Raw genomic sequence first — 17,204 nt, forward strand, 5'->3', positions numbered from 1 at the left:
TAGTGGGCAGTGGGCAGTGGGCAGTTGGCAGTGGTCAGTAGCCGTACTTGAACATTCCGGCGTTGTTCAGTCGGTTCCAGGCTTGTATCTGGCGGCTGCCGGGGGTTGCCACTCCCTGTTGGGGGCTGGCGGCAGGTGTGCCGGTGGGTGGTGGTGGGGCTGCGGTGAGGTCATCTATACGCTGCCGGTAGTCCTGGCCTTTAGGTTCGGCCTCTTCCCCCCTGGGACCAAACAGGTCAAAGTCCGGGTTATCGTTCTGGTATTGTGTTGGTCCATTCTGATAACCGGGGTTGCTGGGCTGGTAAGGCTTCATCAACTGGTCCAGTGCGGCCCTGACGGCTGGGGGCTTGAGCTTGGCCAGTTCATCCTGACTCAGGTTCTGACCGGCCAGTGACTGGGTAGCCATGGCTTCGGCCATGGGCATAAGCTGCTCCATCAATTTTCCGACATCGCTGCCGCCCTTGTTGCCGGGGTCGTAGGTCTGCTGCCGTTGACCGGCAAAGTTGTTCAGGTTGGACAGGGAGCTGAGATAGAACTGCTTGACCGGATCACCGTTGTCATTGAGCAGGCTGACCAGCGGGTCTTCGTTGCGGTCGCTGTGGCTCATTTGGATGGAGGATACGTTACCGGCCTTAATACCAGGATGCTGGTTGATAAACTTAATAGCATCCTCTGCATCCCGTGGGTCCTGCCCCTGGTGGTACTTTTGCAGCATCCGGTTCAGCTTACCGGCATCCTGCGTCAGTGGGCTGACCACCGTTTCCTTTCTCTCCATGGGTATACCATAACCGGTCTGACTGCCTTGCGGTGCTGGCGGCATGGGTGACTGCCTGCCGGTCTGACCGATCCCGTACTGCCGGTTGATCAGTTCATCGTGCTGGCGCTGGCGGTCATAGAACAGGTCGGTATCGTTCTTGTCGATGGATTGCTGGGTCAATGCCTGTTGCTGCTCTTGCCCATTGTACTCCTGCTGCCGTCTGGCCAGTTCGCCAAGGCGCTGGTTGATGGCGTGCTGTTCTTCAGCGTAACCGGGCATTTTGGTGCCATGGCCCAGTGACTCGAATTTGTTCTGATAGACTCTGCCGTCCGATCCGATATACATGGTGTTCCTCCGTGAATTAATACTCGTAATCAACCGTCTCGCTGTAATTCCATTTGCCGTTATTTTCGTATTTATGCACCAACCCGTGCTGCCACCGCTGCTGCGCCTGGTTGAATGCCTGGTTCTGCGCTGCCAGTTTCATCTCGTCCTGCTTAAATCCGTAACCAAGGTCGTACTGACGGGCCGCTTCGTTAAGCTGGTCATACTTGATCTTGTTGTCCGTGAACATATCCGCTGCCAGCTTGTAGACATTGGCGGCACTGCTGACCCCATCGGTGGCGGTCCTGGCGGTGTCCAGCCCCAGTTCCGCCACGTCTAGGTTACGATTCCAGCTTTCTTCTCTGGCGGTGTCCCGTACCTGGTTCTGAATAGCCGACAACCCGGCAGCTTTATGAAGGGCATTGCTGGTACCAAACCCAGCAAACCGTGCTGAATTGGGGTTTACACCCATCCGGCGCATATCCCGTTCATACTCGGCCTGTTGCAGGTCGGCGTTGGCCTGATAGTCGCTGCTGGCTTCCCCCAACCGGCTCTGGAGCTGGGCATTGGATACCGTGGCGTTGTCCCCCAGGTACTGGAAATTGGTCTGGTAGTTGTCAAACACATCAAACAGCTTGTCACCGTATTCCTTGAGAGTGTCTGCTGCATCAGTTGCAGCGTCGATATTCAGTTGATACTTGCCGTCCTGATCATCGTAGGCATAGCGTGGGGCGATGTCGGGCATTCCCGGTTGAGCATTGCCTCCTTGCCCAAAGTGACGGCTGCCGGAGCCCAGGGAAAACGTGTTGAAACTCCCCATCTGATCCAGACTTTTCTGGTAGGCGCTGTTGCCGGTCAGTCCGTAACTGTTGCCTGAGTCAGGCATCCCTACACGGGTGAAGCCTTGTGATCGTGATATGCCCATGATTATTCTCCTGTTTATTCGCCGGTAGCGGTCCAGTGGATAATGGCATCTGAAATGCTGACATCGGTGGCACCAAGGTCATAAGCCGTGGTGTCCCAATAGAAGGTGTTGTTGGGGGTGTTGCTCACTGGCTGGGGACGGCGATAGTAGACAGTGGCAGCGAGTCTGCGGATATGGACATAGGCAACACTGGTTGGCACATAGGGGGGATCGAAGGAACTGCCTGCGGAAGACTGACCTTTATAACCAGCCCGTTCTGCCCAGACCTCCACCTCCGGGTAGACCTTGCCGTCTTTGTAAACGTGGTCTTCCCAGCGCATAGAAATATCGTTGAACTCTACGCTTTCCCAGGCTGCATTGTCGTCGTACAGATATACCCAGTTGTTGGAGGTGGTTTTTTCGTAAGTGTTGTAGCCACCTACATCGTCAGGGATGCGCACTCTCGCCCGACCTTTGGCAATATCGTTTCCCCAGACCTTACTTTCATAGAGATAGAGGTTTCTGACCTCCAGTCGTATATCCACCCTGGCGAAAAACAGGATTTTGGTGATTTCCCAGCCAGACAGTGCCGGGTTATTGATCGCAATACTATGGCGTACTGTCTGTGCAGAACCGTTGGGACTGAGCGTTTTCTGCCAGTCGTTGCCTCCCCAATCCTCATTTTTGTAGTCGTAGGTGACTTCACCACTGTTGAAGGTGCCCTCACGGTCTTCAGCAAAAAATTGCACACCCACGTCATAATTTCCCTGGGTCAGGGTCTGGCTGATTTCGAGGTCATGAGTAGTGAACTGGTCAATATCCACGGTGACCGACTCACCATCAATCCAGTCCCTGTTGTCCGGGCGATACTTCAGGGTCATGGTGACTTTACGGTTCTGCCAGGTGCCGCCACTGCCAGTGGACCGACTGCTGGCAACACGCCCTTTCACCGTCACCTTTTTTACCTGATCAGTGTCGTAAGCAAACCATTGCGCGTTATTACCAGCTCCCTGATAAATTTTGCCGTTGGCCTCGGTCTTGCTGCCATCGGCCAGCAGCAGTCGGGCATAGGGGAAAAACACCCACGCACCTTCAATAAGGCCATAGGGCTGGGGAGTGGTGTGGTAGAGCTCCAGCCGCTGGGACTGGTCAGGATAATCCGCGTTATAGACGGTAATGTCGCGGGGATAGAGGTTAATGGTGGGCTGGCTTTTAAAATACGCGGGAACGATCACTGCCTGACCATTTCTGCCGACGCCGCTTTCCGTCCGGCGCACCTCTTTATACCGAACGTGACCAGCCCTGGCGGTGTAGATATAGGACTCGATCCGGCCTTGTTTCAGCACCAGATAGTCGTTAGTGGCGATACCGCCACTGCCGGTAATCACCATCTGGCCAAACCCATCGCTGCCGGTGCTCAGCTCGATAGAGCCTTGGCCAACCGTCAGTGCTGTGCCGTTTTGCAATTCACCGGACTGAAGCTGGCTGATATTTACCGACCCGTTCACCGCCAGATAGCCGTTAAAGATCAGCACATACTCCGGCTCTGCTTCGGTGCCGATATTGCGCACCGAAAATGGCTGTTCTGAAAGCTCCGGGCTTTCCAGCATCAGATCGGTCAGATTAATAATGGCCGTTCCCTGCCCTGCTGTTCCGGCCAGTGCGTTAAAACCGCCCACCTGGCCGCCACTGTTGACGTGGCGCACCCAGTAATAGTGCAGGGTGGTGTTGCCGGTGACATCGGTATAGCGGCTGCCATTGGCTTCATGGACCAGAGAAGCCTGTGCCCGGTCATCTATCTGTGCTCGCCACACTTCGGTGTGGTTATGACCGTTGTAGGCCGGGGCATCCCATTGCAGGATTACGGCACCAAAAATGCCGTTGGTGGACAGGCCGGTGGCAGCGGTGGGTGCATCCGGCGCTGTTACGCCACTATCTCCATCACCCTCTACCGGGACCGTGATTTCTGGCTGAACCGGTTTCAGGGTATCAGTAATGGAACCCACGGCAGAGGCAGGCAAACTTAACCGCTGGCCTATTTCTTTGGCCAGTCCCAGCTCAGCCAGCTCGCTGTGCAGCACTGCCTTGTCTCCGGCATTGCCGCTGCGACCGGCCAGGCGGTTCAGGAACTCACGCACGTAGCGGTCTACGCTGGTCGGCAGCGCGGGAAATTTGGCCATAGAGAATACTCTGTCTATACTTGTCCAACTAATTGAACAATTAACACAATGGATAAACCATGAAAGTCGTGTCCTATTCCGAAGCCCGGAACAATCTGAAATCCGTTCTTGATCAGGTGGCAGAGGATGCCAGTGAAACCCTGATTCATCGCCGTGACGGTCAGGATGCTGTTGTAATGTCGCTGGACAGCTACAACAGCCTGATGGAAACCCTGCACCTGATGTCATCCCCGGCCAACGCCCAACACCTGAACGACTCCATTGAGCAGATCAGGACCGGGCAGGTCATGGAACGGGGATTGCTGGATGACCGATAAGCACCGACTGCTTTGCTGGTCACACAATGCCTGGAACGATTACCTGTACTGGCAGGAGCAGGACCGGAAAACCCTGAAGCGCATCAATAAACTAATAACCGAGTGTCTGCGCGACCCATTTAAGGGTATTGGCAAACCCGAGCCGCTGAAAGGTAACTGGCAGGGGTTCTGGTCACGGCGGATCAGCGATGAACACCGGCTGGTCTATCAGGCCACAGATGCCCGACTGATCATTGCTGCCTGCCGGTTTCACTACTAAAGCTCTGCCATCGAGCTGGCCACAATCAAGGCGGTCACGGTATCAGTACCTGCCAACTCAAACTGCCAGCGACTGCCCCGGCCTGCGGGGAGTCGGAAGCCCCGGTCAGACGTGACCGGCAGTTCCAGAATTTGCTGTTCATCCCGAAACACCCGAAACACCAGGTCGGTATAACTGTCGGCCATGATCCTTGCCGAACTGAACAGGGCAGGCTTACCCTGGAACACCTTGCTGCGCCAACGATAGGGCATCAGCGCAGCGCCTTTGTCCCACGCCTTGATGGTGTCGCCTATGGCCAGATACAGGCTGTCGTCCTGAAGATCACGGTAACAGGCATCAGCGTATGTGCCGAGTTCGGTAAAGGTGCCGCTGTCCGGGCTGAAGATAAAGCCGCCCTTTTCGTCAGCAGAGTCCGCACTGTCCCCATAAAAACCAAAGTACCGGCCATCATGGAAGCAGGCATGGATGGTCTGTGGCTTGAACCGTTGCCGCCAGTCTTCCGGGTTGATGATATTGCGGGTCATCAACTCTGCCCGGCCGCCAGCGATCCGCACCAGACCATCGGGGGAGGCATACAGGGCCATATCCCCCATATCCACCATGCTACGTTTGCTGATGCAGGCGTGTGCCGTATCCAGCCGTTCCAGGGTCATGGCACTGGGTTCGGTGCCAAAGGCCACATAGGGATAACCTTCCGTGGCAATGATCACGCTGTTGGCGGCCACCGCCAGCGACTGAATGTCATACTCCACCGCCAGCCGGTAGGCCGCTGGCCAGGCGTACAGATGGTAAGGTTCACTGAACATCAGCTCCTTGCCGGAGAACCCCGCCGCCACGCCACCGGGCAGCACCACCATGCCTTGCAGGTTGTTGGGTGGTGCCACCCAGCCGATGGTTTGCAGGATCTCGCCCCGCTGGTCCAACGGCGTTTCATCCACCACAGTAGTGACACCTACGGGGGTATCGGTGGCCACCGTTCCGGCATTGTTGATCTGAGTGCAGAGCTGGTACACGCCGATCTGGGTGCTGGTGTAAATCCGGTAATGGGTGATATTCAGGTCCACGGCACCGGGACCGGCACCCACGGTAATGTCCACCGTTTCACCGGGCTTCACCACAATCTCACCGGAGGGCAGCGATGGCGGCCCTTCCCGTCCGTTTCGTCCACCCAGGTGTAGGTGTAGAAACGGGTTTCGGCATCCACGGCTTCAGCATCGTCCAGCGGTGTACCACTGAGCGTCACCACGGGCGCCACGTCCGGTTCCGGCAGTCCAAGCTGATGGTCATTAACCGGATAGTCACTGCCACCACTCAGGGCCAGCCCGTTATCGGTGTAGCGGGGACCTTTCACCGTGCCGGTGTAGTAAACCCGGTTATTAGGATCGTCGGCCACCGGGGAGCGGATCACGTCCACGTCCGTGGTCCAGTCGAACCAGTACCGGCTGTCTTCGTTGCGATAGAGGTAGATGGACTGCGGCGTTGCGTTCAGGGCCTGTTCATCGGCAGGGGCGTAGTAGGCTCGCAAGCTGCCATTGGTCAACCGGCAGTCAATGGCGGTCTCTGCCTGGGTGTCTTCAAGCAGATGGCTGTCCAGCCAGGGGACCTCGCCGGTAAAGGAAGTGATGTCCAGTTTCATGGGCGTTTACTTTTTCAAGCCATACAGGGAAACCGAACCGGATAGCTTGTCAGCCACACTGGCAAACAGTTTTATTCCGTGCATCGCTCCGCCCCATTCCGCTGACATCGTGGCATACAAATAAGGGTTACCGTTACCGGTTTGCAGGTGACCAGTGATTGCGCTAAAGCCGCTGCCTCCCGGCGTGATGGAGATCTGGCCGGAGACATTTACTGAGGAAAATGTGTCGTCCATTAGTCGCAGACCAGAATACTCTTTGGCCACTGGGGTTGTTGTCCCGTCATGAGCCAGTACTTTCATTCTGAATGCGCCATAACCATCCCAGAATCCCCCTCCAGAACTTTGCTGAATGGATAAGCCCATATACTTTCTAACAAAATCAGTGCCAATGATGTTGACATTGTTCAATACCAACAAGTAGGAACCGTACACAGTGTCGTCCATCAGGCTGTCAAAAATAAATTCCGTGCCGTTGGTGAGCGTTTCGGTACCCAGTAGTTTCATACCATCGGCGTTATTACCCTGACTTTCCAAAGCCGCTATGCGGGCAGTCAGGTCGCTAATGATGGTCTGAAGACCATCCACCGAGGCGATGCTCTGGGTATGATCTGAAGGGGTGAAGGTAGCAGGTTTACCGGCAAGCTCGCTCCAGTCCCGGAGGGTGAGTGATGTAACCACGCCACCTACCAGTGCATACAACTTGCCATCAGCGGTATTGATCGCCACCTCCCCCGACGCAAGGTCAGAGGCCAGTGGCACCTTGCCCGGCGTAGCCGAGCTTTTCAGTTTGATGGTGTTAGACACAGGCCCATTCCTTTTGTTGCTGCCGGATCAGAAGGTGCCGCCATCCAGGGTAACACCATCAATAGAACCGCCTGTGATACTGACACTGCTCGCAGACTGAAGCGCCATATTATTCAACCCCAGATTGCTTCGGGCAGTGGTGGCGTTAGTCAGATCCGCCAGGTTCTGGCTTTTGGACATCTTGCCAGAGACCTGGGAAGTCAGACTGGTGACGGCATTGGCATCATCATTTAACGCTTCGGCAAGTTCGTTAAGGGTATTCAGCGCGGCAGGAGCACCAGCAACAATAGAATCAACGCCAAGCTGAACCCGTGCATCCACCTCAGATTCCGTCAATCCTTGCGCACTGCCTCCGGTGGCCGACACCACACCACTGCCATCAATCGACAGGCCAGTGCCTATTTTAATGGCTCCAAACTGCGAGGCTGTGGCAGCAGGCAGGTAGTTGTGCATATTGGTGGTCAAATCGGTCACTGTGTCGGTGAAATCCTTACCACCAATCGTGTCGATACCGGCACCGTCAACACCAATATACAGCTTGTCTGAAGCCTCCGAGTAAGCCAGCTCTCCAGGGGATAGAAAACTCGGTTTTGCAGTTGTTGTACTGCGCTTTATCTGGATTTTCGTTGCCATAATGGACACTCCTGTCTCAGGCGTTTAATAAAAGACAGTGGCTAAAAACTGCCACCATCCAGACTGGTGGGGGCATTCTGATTCACAGAGTCCTCCACCGATTGATGCAAGACCACCATTTCCTGTTTCAGGGTGGTCAGTTGCAACTTGTCGGCGTCGTGGGCATCGTGCCAGCTTTTGATCTCGTTATATCGCTGGGTAATGTCCGTGTTGATCTGCCGGTTTTCCGTGGTCATGCCCCACAACGAGCTGGACAATGTATCAGCCCGGTCTGAAGCACTATTGATCAGCGGTAGGCTACTGGCTACTGCCTGTTCAATGGCAAGCCGGTCTGCAACAATCTTTTGCTGCAAGGCTGCAACAACGGCCACATCATTGACGATGTTGGTCACAACGGTGGCTTCAGTGGTCATACCTGTTTCTCCTATCCAAGTGCGTGGGTAACCCCGGACTGAATCTCCACCTTACCGATAGCAATGGTCGATACGGCACTGCCATCCGGGGTAATCAACTGCAAATCGTATTCGTAGCGGTAAGGTGTCAGCTCGTTGGTGTCTTCCGGTGCCAGGTACATCACCGCCGTCGTACCGGATACCGTCATCCGTTTTTGCAGCACGGCATTGTCGTCCGGCTGCATCCGGTGAAATTTCAGGGTAAAGATCAGTTTCCAGCCGGTCAGGTCCTGAAGCTGGCCATCATCCCCCTCGAACGCTATCGGGATGGCATAACTGTCTCCCCGTAAAAGGCAGGCAGTTGCTTTTCGGTTGGCATGGCCATCAGACAAATCTCCTTCTCGTCACCGATTGCTCGCTGCCGCTGACGCCCACCAAACCACGGATACGCTTACGGTTGAGTTCCTTATCATACTTCTGCCGGTTCACCTCACTGAGCTGCGGGTTCGTCCAGGGTTCATCGGGCATCATTTGCAGGTCGGCCAGTACGCCCCAGCAGGCAAACTCAAGGGTCAGGTTGCCCACATCGTCCGGTATCTCTGTCGCTTCAAAGGCAGGCATCAGGGTCAGCTCGATGTCGTGCATGGCGTCCTTGTCCGGGATCGGGGCAACGTGCAGGGCAGTGGTTTCAACATGGCGGTAGTAGTAAGGGGTTCCGGCAGAAAGATAAGGGGGCGGCAGGTCACGGCTTTCCAGTCGGGTGCCGTCTTCGCGCAGGATATTCTGCACCGTGGCGATGTCGCTGCCAGCGGGTGCGGTCAAGTCGTAATCCTTGATCCCCTTGACCATAAACAGCTTGTCATGGTGTCGCCAGATATTGGCGCGGTGGCAAATGTCCCGCAGGGTAATGATCAGGTAGTTCTTGATCACCTGATCCGGGCAGCCCTTGGCATACGGGCGTATGCGGGAAAGGTAGGCATCCAGTTTCATGGGCTATGCTGTCCTTGGGATTTCCCTGAATAAAAACGCTGACCGTTAAAGGATGTATATGAACTTCAGGCAAAAAATGTACGAAAGCCTATCCAAGATGGCTTTTGATCTGGTTAAATTGCCAGCAGCCATATTGTTGTTGCAGCCCATACTTGCCAATGCTTATGACCCTTCAGTTATGTTCTTTGGTTTTGTTCTCTGCATGGCAAGTATTTATGCAGGCATCGTTTTCGATTTTAAGTACAGCGAGGAATCCACCGATGTTTGATCTTGACCCGTTATCGATGACAATGGCCATTATGGCTGCGGTTATTTTCGGTGTGACTCTAACCTTCCAGGTTTGGGATTATTGCCGAAAAAAATACAACAAACACAAACACTAGCCGTCAACCTTCCCCTGAAGCATCTGCCGGAACATTTGATCCACGTTCCATTTCAGCCCCAGATCATTGGCAAACATGGCCAGATAACTCTGGGCCTGCTGCATAGTGGCTTCCGTTTCCATATCCATACTGAATGCCCGGAACAGCATGTAGTTGATCACCGGGTTCAACCACAAATCATCCAGACTGAATACCTGGGTGTCGGTATCAAAATCGGTAATCACAATCCGTGCGGGCGCCTGGCTGACCAGCAGATTGAGCGTATGGTTGGCAGGGGGTACAGGGTACACATAAAACACCGACGGGCTTTTCTGGTCGTAGACGTACTGCTCCACGTCCGCGGCGGTGGCTGTCGTCCAGTTGGGCAGCAGACTGTCAAGGCTGCTGCGGGTGGTGGCGATCACCGTCCGGCCTGACGCTGGGTTATCCACAATATCCAGCAGGCGGTAGGTGCCAGGTGGCAGCGACTGTACTGCCTGTGCCTGACAGGTATAGGCCAGTAACTGCGAGTTCACGTCTGGCCGGTTCTGCACCACGGCCAGTAGCGCTTCGTTATAAGCATCCAGCAGGTCACTGTTAGTCCAACGTGGCACAGGTGTGTTGTCCTGAAGCAGGTTGCGCACCCGCTGGATGATGGCGATAACCTCCATACCCTATAGCCGGTTACCCTGCTGGTCACAGAACTCCAGATCTACCCCCATTCGTTTCTTCAGCTTGGGGTTGTAGATAAAGACGCTATTGGTGTTCTTGTTCAGTACAAACTGCAGAGGCTTTTTCCCGGCCTTGGATGAAGTTGTCGGCTCCTCCGGCTCTTCTGGCTCTTCTGGCTTTTCCAGCAGATCATCACCATTCATCAGTAAGCGAACTTCATCTTTTAGATCATCCAGCTTTTTGCGCTTGTCCAGCTCCACGTTAAACATCTGCCGGGCGACGGATTCCAGTTCATCCTTGCTGCGGCAGGTCTCCAGATCAAAGGCCATGGTTCAGAGTCTCCTGTGAGATTTTTTTGTTCACCACAAAGGCACAAAGAACACAAAGGAAAAGACGAAAAGCTTTTCTTTGTGGCTTTGTGACTTTGTGGTTCAAAAGAAAAGGTTAAGAACGCTTAGCTGCCAGCAGAACACCAGCGTCTGGTTTAAGCACCTTGTAGCCGTATACCTGCAGACCACGATGCCCCATGCCGAAGTGCTTCTCCAGCGTCAGGCTTTCATGCTTGATAAACTGCGAAGCAAATCCGGCGAAGTCCTTCACCCCAGCCATGCACTGGGTAACACCGGAAGCAGTGGCCAGGTTGTTGCTGCAATAAAGCGTGAACCGATCAATGATGCCCAGGCGGCCATTTCGCATGATGGAGGTACCATCTCCGGCCAGCGAAGCATCCTTCAGCTCGGACTTCTTGATCATGCCGCACACCCAGGGTGGCAGTACCAGCCAGCGGCCGGACTCGGGAATGTTCTTCTCGTCCAGCAGGGTGCCCATATCGACGATGTAATCCAGCACATTGGACTTATCCACAACCACGCCGGTACCACCGCCGTCGATCTTGTTATCTGGATGGACATCGGTATAGATATTCCCAAGTACATCGCCGTCTACTGCGATCTTCACGTTTTCTGCTGCATCAGCAGAAGACTCGTTGATCAGCTCGATATTGGACTGGACACTCTGGATATAGTCATCAATAAAGGCGTAGTACTTGGTCTTGTCGATGGGCATTTCCACCTTGGGTGGTTCCAGATCCTGATACTCAACCCCCACGGCACGGTCATAATCCGCTACCGTAATATCGGGGCGGGTACGGATCACTACCTTGGAGCCTTCCGACTGGATCTCACCTTCCCAGTTGGTGTTGCAGATAGCCGACAACACGGTTCGTTTATAGAACTTCGCGTTGAGCTTTTTGGAATAAATAACGGACAGGGCATTTGCCATAGCCCCTGTTGGAAACGTAGTCGTTGCCATGATTCAGATCCTTTGAATCTCTTTCGAGAAACGATTAGAGCCTGCCTCCCTGCTTGATCCACTGGGCCAGAATTTCATCGAGTTTTTCTTCATTGTCGTTAAACTCTTTCTGCGGCATGGCCGCAATCTGGTCCAGTGTCATTGCCGGTTGGCGACCCTGAGTGGTCGGTTTCGAGCGGGACCGCACTGGCGGTTCGCTCATCTGTTTTGCCTGCTGCATTTTTTGCGCTGGATCAGGTGCAGGTTTGGGCGCAGGCTTATTCAGACCGGCAGCCTCTTTATAGAGACTCATGACCTGCGCTGCCCCTAATGGGCTGACACGACTCAGCTCCTGAACATCAGCCGTTTGTCGTGCAAACCAGCCTTTAAAGTCCTCACTGGCAGAGATCTGCTCCACATCAGGATGAAGACTGCGCAACTTGCTCCAGAATACCTGCCGGGCCTGCTCCGCCTCCTGCTCCTGCCGTGCCTTCTCAATAGCCACCAGCCGCTGCTCCAGTCTCCGGTTGAGCTGTTCTGACTCATCCAGCTTGTTAAACACCGGATCCAGCTCCTGGTAGTCCTTACGGAGTTCCTGAAACTGATCAGACGGCTCTGGTTCGCTATTGGGTTGGTTCGGCTGACTCAGATTCTGCTGACTGAGCAGATCCACTTTGGCCTGCAGCAAAGCCATCTGTTGCTGAAGCTCCGTATTGCTGCGCTCCAGATCAGCGGCTTTTTGCGTCGCCCGGGTCATCAGGGCATGGGCATTCTTGCGGGACTCTTCCGCTTTGGTGTACTTGTCCTGCCAGTCTTCACCGCTCTCTTCACGAGATGTGGGGGCAGGCGGCTCTGACTCTTCGTCAGTCGCTTCCGGCTCCGGTGCAGGTGGCGGGGGTAACTCATCAGCGGGCGGGTTCTGGTCAGTCTGCTTGTCCTGCTCGTTCTCTTGTTGTGCAAAAGCGGCAGGGGCTTCCGTATTAAGACCCATAAGGGCTGCAAGTTCGGCGTCAGTTTCCTGATCCAACTGTTCGGCATCGATTGCCATCTTCACTCTCCCTGTGGGGCGCTAGGGCTTGTCCACATTTGGTTTAGCCTGATCTTGTGGGGCCTGGGCTTATCCACATGTTTCAGGCATTCACCGGTAACCGCTCCATGCGTTACCGGCATACCGCCCATCCCTGAGCATTCCCCGAAAATTGCTCCTGCATTTTCGGGATACAGCCCATCCCTGGGCATAAAAAACCGCCGAAGCGGATTGGTTTTTACTGCTGTTTCAAATACGTCGCTGCCCTGAGCTGCAAGGCGATAATGTCATCCAACTCCTGCACTCTACCCTGCAGGACGCGCAAATTGGTTGAATCCTGGCACGTTGCCAGTTTCTCCAGCAGCAACTTGCGTCGGCGCAGAAGATACTCCTCCACCACTTCGTACTCCGGACGGTTGCTCACCGTCAGAACGGCTTCCGCCTCCTGCGGCTTCAGGTGCATGGGATTGGGCATAGAGTTCTTCCTCGGGTCTCAGGGCTTTATCCGGATCAATATCCAGGGATTTCAGGTATTCGTTATACAGATAGCGATGGTCAGTCATGGGACCCAACACCGGATTCATACTGACGTTCAGGGCATTCATCATCCGTTCTGACTGCAGCTCTTTGGCAACCAGCGCAGCACTGCCCATGGCCACCACATCCAGATCACCCCGCTTGGCATCTTCGCTATCACTCCAACGCATAGCGAAATTAAACAGACTGTCGATCAGGGGAACGGTTGCGTAGTCGTCTATATTTTTCACCACACTTTTCAGGGCCACATTGGCCGCAGTCATCAGCATGCTCATACCGCTGGCGGTTTTGTTCAGGCTCTGGGTCTGTTCGCCATGGGTGTAACTGGGGAGTGACGTTTCTTCATCTGCAAACCTACGGAACATTTCAAAGATGCCGGACAGATCCTTCTGGTTACTTTGAATATTGATGGCCTGAATCATTGGCCCTTCACCGGCTTCACCGTCATAGAACCAGAGTCGGTAGGGGTAGATTTTCTTGGCATCTTCCAGGCTCATCCCTTCCGGAAATTTGCTTACATCCATTTGAAACATGGGACCTGCAGTCAGGGCTGCATTATCCAGCAGGGCTCTACCAGTAGAGTTCATTACATCCTGACTGTCGTTCATCATGTAGGGGATACCGATGCCCCAGAATCGATGCAAAACACTTTCGTAAGGGACAAACTTGTAAGGGATAGCTTCCGGCTTCAGAGGATTCAGCCTGGCCATAATCATTCGGCCATCGCAGATCCAGATATTGGCCTGGTACTCTGCCTGTTCATCAATATCGGTAACGCCATACTCCATCAGCTGTTGGCTATCTACCGGTCCCCAGTACTCCAGCACATCAAAGCGCTGGGGCGTAACATATTGCTCATCATTATTGTTGATATTGCGCAGTTCCCGTTCGTAATCTTCAGGAACATGATTACCCTGGGGAGACTCCATCAGAATGGCGTGAATGGTATCGGTCTCAAAACCTGGGCTGCCTGCCAACTCCCGAAACTCATGCTTGGTCAGCACATGGCGGCGAAACAGATCATTAGGTTTGCCGGGATCGTGGGAATAGGGATCGGGAAACAGATCAAAGACACTGGCCCATTCAATATCCGGCTCAATGCTCTGGTGATCGGTGAGCTTCCATTCGTCACCTTCACTTTCCCACTTCTCATGGTTCCGAATATTCAGAGTGGCTACCTTGATGCAACCGGTTCCCAGGGTTACCTGCTCACGAACCATTTTTTTGATTTCGGTAAGTGCGTTGGCATTAATCAGATAGTCCTTGATCAAACGCTTCATCTTCATGGCAGCGGTATTGGCCTTTTCCAATGCTTCCGTCAGCAGTTCCCGCTCCATTTCATCGTTACGTTCCTGAATGAGTTGGTTTCGGGTTCGGGGGTCCAGTCGATAGGGGAGCAGTTCCTGAATAGCCATCATCCGGATCTGCTGCTTAATGGCGGCAGGAATATCAGACAGTGGACTGGGAACAATATCCCAAAAGGAATCCACATTCTGAAACAGCAGATCAATAAGTCTTGAATAGGCAGCATTGACTTTGGTGGCAGTGATCTTGATAAACACCCGGCTCAAGGCCTGCTGCTGTTCCATCACCTTTTCTTGCTCGGGACCGTATTCACCCTTTACTGCCCGCAGCGCATCCAGCCACTCATCTTCCACTTCCCGTCGTGCTTCCCGATAACCCTGCCAACGGCTGTAGAGATCGGAAGCAAAGGCATCACGCACCGCCTGTTCACGACGTTCGTTGTCCAGTGCTTCATCCAACTCCGCCTGAGTCACTTGATCCGGAGTAGCAACCATCACCAGTCCGTGTTCCATTACCTGACCTTCTTGCCCCTGCGTCGCTGCCATTCAAAACGATGACCGGCCATAATGGCTGGCCAGCTACCCACCACCTGCTGAGTAAAAAGAATGATTGTCCGTTCCATCAGTAAGCCGATTTCCCTGGAGAGCGATATTTCAGCTCATTGATATTGATCTTCCTGCGGGGCAACTTCAGTACCATCTGCTGGGCGATGGCGTAGCTGATCACCCGGTCGTCGAAGCAACCTTCCTGGGCATTGGTGGCTCCATTGTCTTCAATCACGTAGGTCTGGCACTCCTTTACCGTCTCTACGTTGCAGATCCCCGCATCGCCATCCCTGAGCAATGCCGCCAGGTGATCAATCATTAATGGTTTTGATTTGGTCGTGGTCAGCCAGCCGATCCGCTTGGTGCGTTTCTGGGTGCGCTGGTCCACGGTGGTTTCCATGTAAAGATTGGGGTACTTCAGGTCTTTCAGTTTGGTGATGGTGGTCAGGCCGTGGTTGTTTCTCTCCACACCAGTCAGGGCATTGTTGTAGTAACGCCCCAGATGGTTAAGAATCTTGCCCAGATCATCCGGTGCCACATGGCCAGACCAGTGGGCAACCTGATAACCGGAACGATCCAATACGTCGATGGATGAATAATCACCGTGCTTGTGTTTGTCATTGATGGGAGCTAATCCCTCAGCAACATCGCAGCCAATCACATACTGCTGGGCACCATCTGGTGGATACCAGATTTTCAAAAGTCCCGGTTTCTTCCGGTTCAAGCCATTAGGTGTTAACTCACACTGCCACTTGGGCGAATAGCACTCCAGCTTCGCTACTTCGGTATGTTTGGGATCAAAAACAGGCCGTCCGGAAAACAGAAACGCTTCCTGAATATTGCAGGGGTATTCCTGCTTGAACTTGTCTTCGGATTTCAGCTCATAGATTTTCTGGCGTCGCCACTGCAGCTGCCCATCATCCAGATCGTAAGTCTGTTTCAGGTATCGTTCGTCTGCATCTGTCGTGAAATCCTGGGGGACTTCGGCACGGTATTCGTTCTGCCAGAACCAAGGTATAAACACCAGTTCAAAATCACCGCGCCCAGCATCAGCGTCCATAACATAATCATAAAACACACCACCAACGCCGTTAGCAGTGCTCTCCAGAATGACCTCAGTATTTTTTTCATTAGGTACTGCCTGTAATACACCCGCCAGGTGTTCATCCGCATTGGGCCAGAAGGCTACTTCCGATCCATGAAACAGCTGCGCTGTTGATGATCGACCTGCTCCCTTATTGCCAGCGGTTCCCACCCGATACCCGGAATCGTGGTAAAACTCCAACAGCTTGGAGCTTTTATTCTTGAGTTCCCTCTGGGTAAACGGTGGCTGATTGTCGTGGTACCGCTGCACCATATCAAACAGGTTGGCGGTGGCATCGGCTTCATGGGTCAGGATGTAGGCCCGTAACCCCTTGCGATTGCTCACCAGCCAGTAAAAACGACCTTCAGTATAGGTGGAGCAGCCCTGTTGTCGTCCTTTCAGTACAACAATTCTCACCTTGCCCGTGCGCTGGCATTGATCCTCAATGCGACTATCCAGGTAGAGCTGAGCCTTATTGAGTTGAAAGGGAATGGCTTTGGCGCTTTTTGTGCGGATCTTCAGGCACTTGCTGGCGTAAAACTGAAACTCAGTCAACAGCCGTTCCCGGGCTGGCTTTACCCGTCTTTTTCTTCCAGCCATTCGTCCAGCGTCGGTATCTTTTCCGCTACCACTGTCTGCTCATGGCGATCCCGCCAGTGGTAACGGTTTTTCATATACATAATCAACATGGCTGGCGAAACATCCTTGTTAAGCCCCAATGCTCCCTGCATGTATTTCTCTTCCCAGAATACCTCTGCCAAAACATCTGCCTGAGCCACGGCCTCAGCAAATTCCTCATACTTGTCCATGTATGACAGAAACGTGTTATAGCTGATCCCCATTTCCGTAGCGGTAGCCTTGCGACTTAAACCGGTGCTCATCAGCTCCTTCACCTGATCACACATTTCCGGTTTGTATTTGCTGTGGTTGGCCATGGTTAGAATAGCTGTTTGATGGCAAAGGCTATGATGCCTGCGGTAGTGGTGGCAGCAATCCATTGAATCACACTGCTGATGGTCGAGTTTTTGAGTACGGCTTTCTCAATGGTGTCCAGCCGTTCTTCACTGCGCTTTTCTCGCAGCGCCAAGTTCACCATCCTTTCATCGTGTTTAGCCAAGGTCTGCAGGATCTGGGTAATGCCGTCCAGCTTTTGCTCAATGCGATTGAAGCGGTCTTCATCACCCAT

Annotated in this window: 21 protein-coding genes; 3 read left to right on the forward strand and 18 right to left on the reverse strand. The window is 53.7% G+C overall.

The annotated features are described in order from the left end of the window. Positions 1–34 precede the first annotated feature (34 nt). Genes O3276_RS14440 through O3276_RS14450 form a run of 3 tightly spaced genes read right to left on the reverse strand, consistent with a single transcriptional unit; the run spans position 35 to position 4,165 of the window. Positions 35–1,102 (reverse strand): hypothetical protein, encoded by a 1,068-nt coding sequence (locus O3276_RS14440; protein WP_269671982.1) that lies wholly within the window; start codon positions 1,100–1,102, stop codon positions 35–37. 16 nt (positions 1,103–1,118) lie between these two features. Then, positions 1,119–2,006 carry a hypothetical protein gene (locus O3276_RS14445; protein WP_269671983.1) on the reverse strand — a complete coding sequence of 296 codons (888 nt, stop codon included), beginning with the start codon at positions 2,004–2,006 and terminating at the stop codon, positions 1,119–1,121. A gap of 14 nt (positions 2,007–2,020) precedes the next feature. Continuing rightward, positions 2,021–4,165 carry a phage tail protein gene (locus O3276_RS14450; protein ID WP_269671984.1) on the reverse strand — a complete coding sequence of 715 codons (2,145 nt, stop codon included), beginning with the start codon at positions 4,163–4,165 and terminating at the stop codon, positions 2,021–2,023. Positions 4,166–4,224: 59 nt separating this feature from the next. On the opposite strand from O3276_RS14450, the gene O3276_RS14455 reads away from it, so the two are divergent. After that, positions 4,225–4,482, forward strand: coding sequence for a type II toxin-antitoxin system Phd/YefM family antitoxin (locus tag O3276_RS14455; RefSeq protein ID WP_269671985.1), 258 nt, complete (start codon positions 4,225–4,227; stop codon positions 4,480–4,482). Then, the gene (locus tag O3276_RS14460; protein ID WP_269671986.1) at positions 4,472–4,741 is read left to right on the forward strand and encodes a Txe/YoeB family addiction module toxin; all 270 of its coding nucleotides are present in this window, start codon (positions 4,472–4,474) and stop codon (positions 4,739–4,741) included. Before O3276_RS14455 ends, O3276_RS14460 begins: the two co-directional genes overlap by 11 nt. Here O3276_RS14460 and O3276_RS14465 read toward each other — a convergent pair. The 7 genes from O3276_RS14465 to O3276_RS14495 are packed head-to-tail and all read right to left on the reverse strand — an operon-like array spanning position 4,738 to position 9,196. After that, positions 4,738–5,859: a hypothetical protein gene (locus tag O3276_RS14465; RefSeq protein WP_269671987.1), complete on the reverse strand. Its 1,122-nt coding sequence runs from the start codon at positions 5,857–5,859 to the stop codon at positions 4,738–4,740. The genes O3276_RS14460 and O3276_RS14465 overlap by 4 nt on opposite strands. Further along, the gene (locus tag O3276_RS14470; protein WP_269671988.1) at positions 5,853–6,377 is read right to left on the reverse strand and encodes a hypothetical protein; all 525 of its coding nucleotides are present in this window, start codon (positions 6,375–6,377) and stop codon (positions 5,853–5,855) included. Before O3276_RS14470 ends, O3276_RS14465 begins: the two co-directional genes overlap by 7 nt. 6 nt (positions 6,378–6,383) lie before the next feature. Beyond that, positions 6,384–7,181 carry a hypothetical protein gene (locus O3276_RS14475; RefSeq protein WP_269671989.1) on the reverse strand — a complete coding sequence of 266 codons (798 nt, stop codon included), beginning with the start codon at positions 7,179–7,181 and terminating at the stop codon, positions 6,384–6,386. Between the two features lie 27 nt (positions 7,182–7,208). After that, the gene (locus O3276_RS14480; RefSeq protein WP_269671990.1) at positions 7,209–7,814 is read right to left on the reverse strand and encodes a hypothetical protein; all 606 of its coding nucleotides are present in this window, start codon (positions 7,812–7,814) and stop codon (positions 7,209–7,211) included. A 41-nt stretch (positions 7,815–7,855) separates the two neighbouring features. Continuing rightward, complete coding sequence (locus tag O3276_RS14485; protein ID WP_269671991.1) at positions 7,856–8,227, reverse strand: hypothetical protein; 372 nt, start codon at positions 8,225–8,227, stop codon at positions 7,856–7,858. Between the two features lie 11 nt (positions 8,228–8,238). Continuing rightward, the gene (locus O3276_RS14490) at positions 8,239–8,598 is read right to left on the reverse strand and encodes a hypothetical protein (RefSeq protein ID WP_269671992.1); all 360 of its coding nucleotides are present in this window, start codon (positions 8,596–8,598) and stop codon (positions 8,239–8,241) included. After that, positions 8,591–9,196, reverse strand: a complete 606-nt coding sequence (locus tag O3276_RS14495; protein WP_269671993.1) for a hypothetical protein — start codon at positions 9,194–9,196, stop codon at positions 8,591–8,593. The genes O3276_RS14490 and O3276_RS14495 overlap by 8 nt, the downstream gene beginning before the upstream one ends. A 76-nt stretch (positions 9,197–9,272) precedes the next feature. Here O3276_RS14495 and O3276_RS14500 point away from each other — a divergent pair, with 76 nt between their 5' ends. Further along, the gene (locus tag O3276_RS14500; protein ID WP_269671994.1) at positions 9,273–9,464 is read left to right on the forward strand and encodes a hypothetical protein; all 192 of its coding nucleotides are present in this window, start codon (positions 9,273–9,275) and stop codon (positions 9,462–9,464) included. Between the two features lie 111 nt (positions 9,465–9,575). Here O3276_RS14500 and O3276_RS14505 read toward each other — a convergent pair whose 3' ends face one another. The 8 genes from O3276_RS14505 to O3276_RS14540 all read right to left on the reverse strand — a co-directional run bounded on the left by O3276_RS14505 (position 9,576) and on the right by O3276_RS14540 (position 17,204). Beyond that, the gene (locus O3276_RS14505) at positions 9,576–10,229 is read right to left on the reverse strand and encodes a phage adaptor protein (RefSeq protein WP_269671995.1); all 654 of its coding nucleotides are present in this window, start codon (positions 10,227–10,229) and stop codon (positions 9,576–9,578) included. A gap of 3 nt (positions 10,230–10,232) precedes the next feature. Next, complete coding sequence (locus O3276_RS14510; protein ID WP_269671996.1) at positions 10,233–10,559, reverse strand: hypothetical protein; 327 nt, start codon at positions 10,557–10,559, stop codon at positions 10,233–10,235. 115 nt (positions 10,560–10,674) lie between these two features. Next, positions 10,675–11,541: a hypothetical protein gene (locus O3276_RS14515; RefSeq protein ID WP_269671997.1), complete on the reverse strand. Its 867-nt coding sequence runs from the start codon at positions 11,539–11,541 to the stop codon at positions 10,675–10,677. 34 nt (positions 11,542–11,575) lie between these two features. Further along, complete coding sequence (locus O3276_RS14520; protein WP_269671998.1) at positions 11,576–12,568, reverse strand: hypothetical protein; 993 nt, start codon at positions 12,566–12,568, stop codon at positions 11,576–11,578. A 284-nt stretch (positions 12,569–12,852) separates the two neighbouring features. After that, complete coding sequence (locus O3276_RS14525; RefSeq protein WP_269671999.1) at positions 12,853–14,901, reverse strand: portal protein; 2,049 nt, start codon at positions 14,899–14,901, stop codon at positions 12,853–12,855. Between the two features lie 109 nt (positions 14,902–15,010). Continuing rightward, on the reverse strand, positions 15,011–16,618 hold the full coding sequence (locus O3276_RS14530) for a terminase large subunit (protein ID WP_269672000.1): 1,608 nt from the start codon (positions 16,616–16,618) through the stop codon (positions 15,011–15,013). Then, positions 16,594–16,953: a hypothetical protein gene (locus O3276_RS14535; RefSeq protein WP_101746078.1), complete on the reverse strand. Its 360-nt coding sequence runs from the start codon at positions 16,951–16,953 to the stop codon at positions 16,594–16,596. The genes O3276_RS14530 and O3276_RS14535 overlap by 25 nt, the downstream gene beginning before the upstream one ends. Before the next feature lie 2 nt (positions 16,954–16,955). Beyond that, positions 16,956–17,204, reverse strand: coding sequence for a hypothetical protein (locus tag O3276_RS14540; RefSeq protein WP_101745988.1), 249 nt, complete (start codon positions 17,202–17,204; stop codon positions 16,956–16,958).

Source organism: Endozoicomonas sp. GU-1, from assembly GCF_027366395.1.
Taxonomy (GTDB): Bacteria; Pseudomonadota; Gammaproteobacteria; order Pseudomonadales; family Endozoicomonadaceae; genus Endozoicomonas.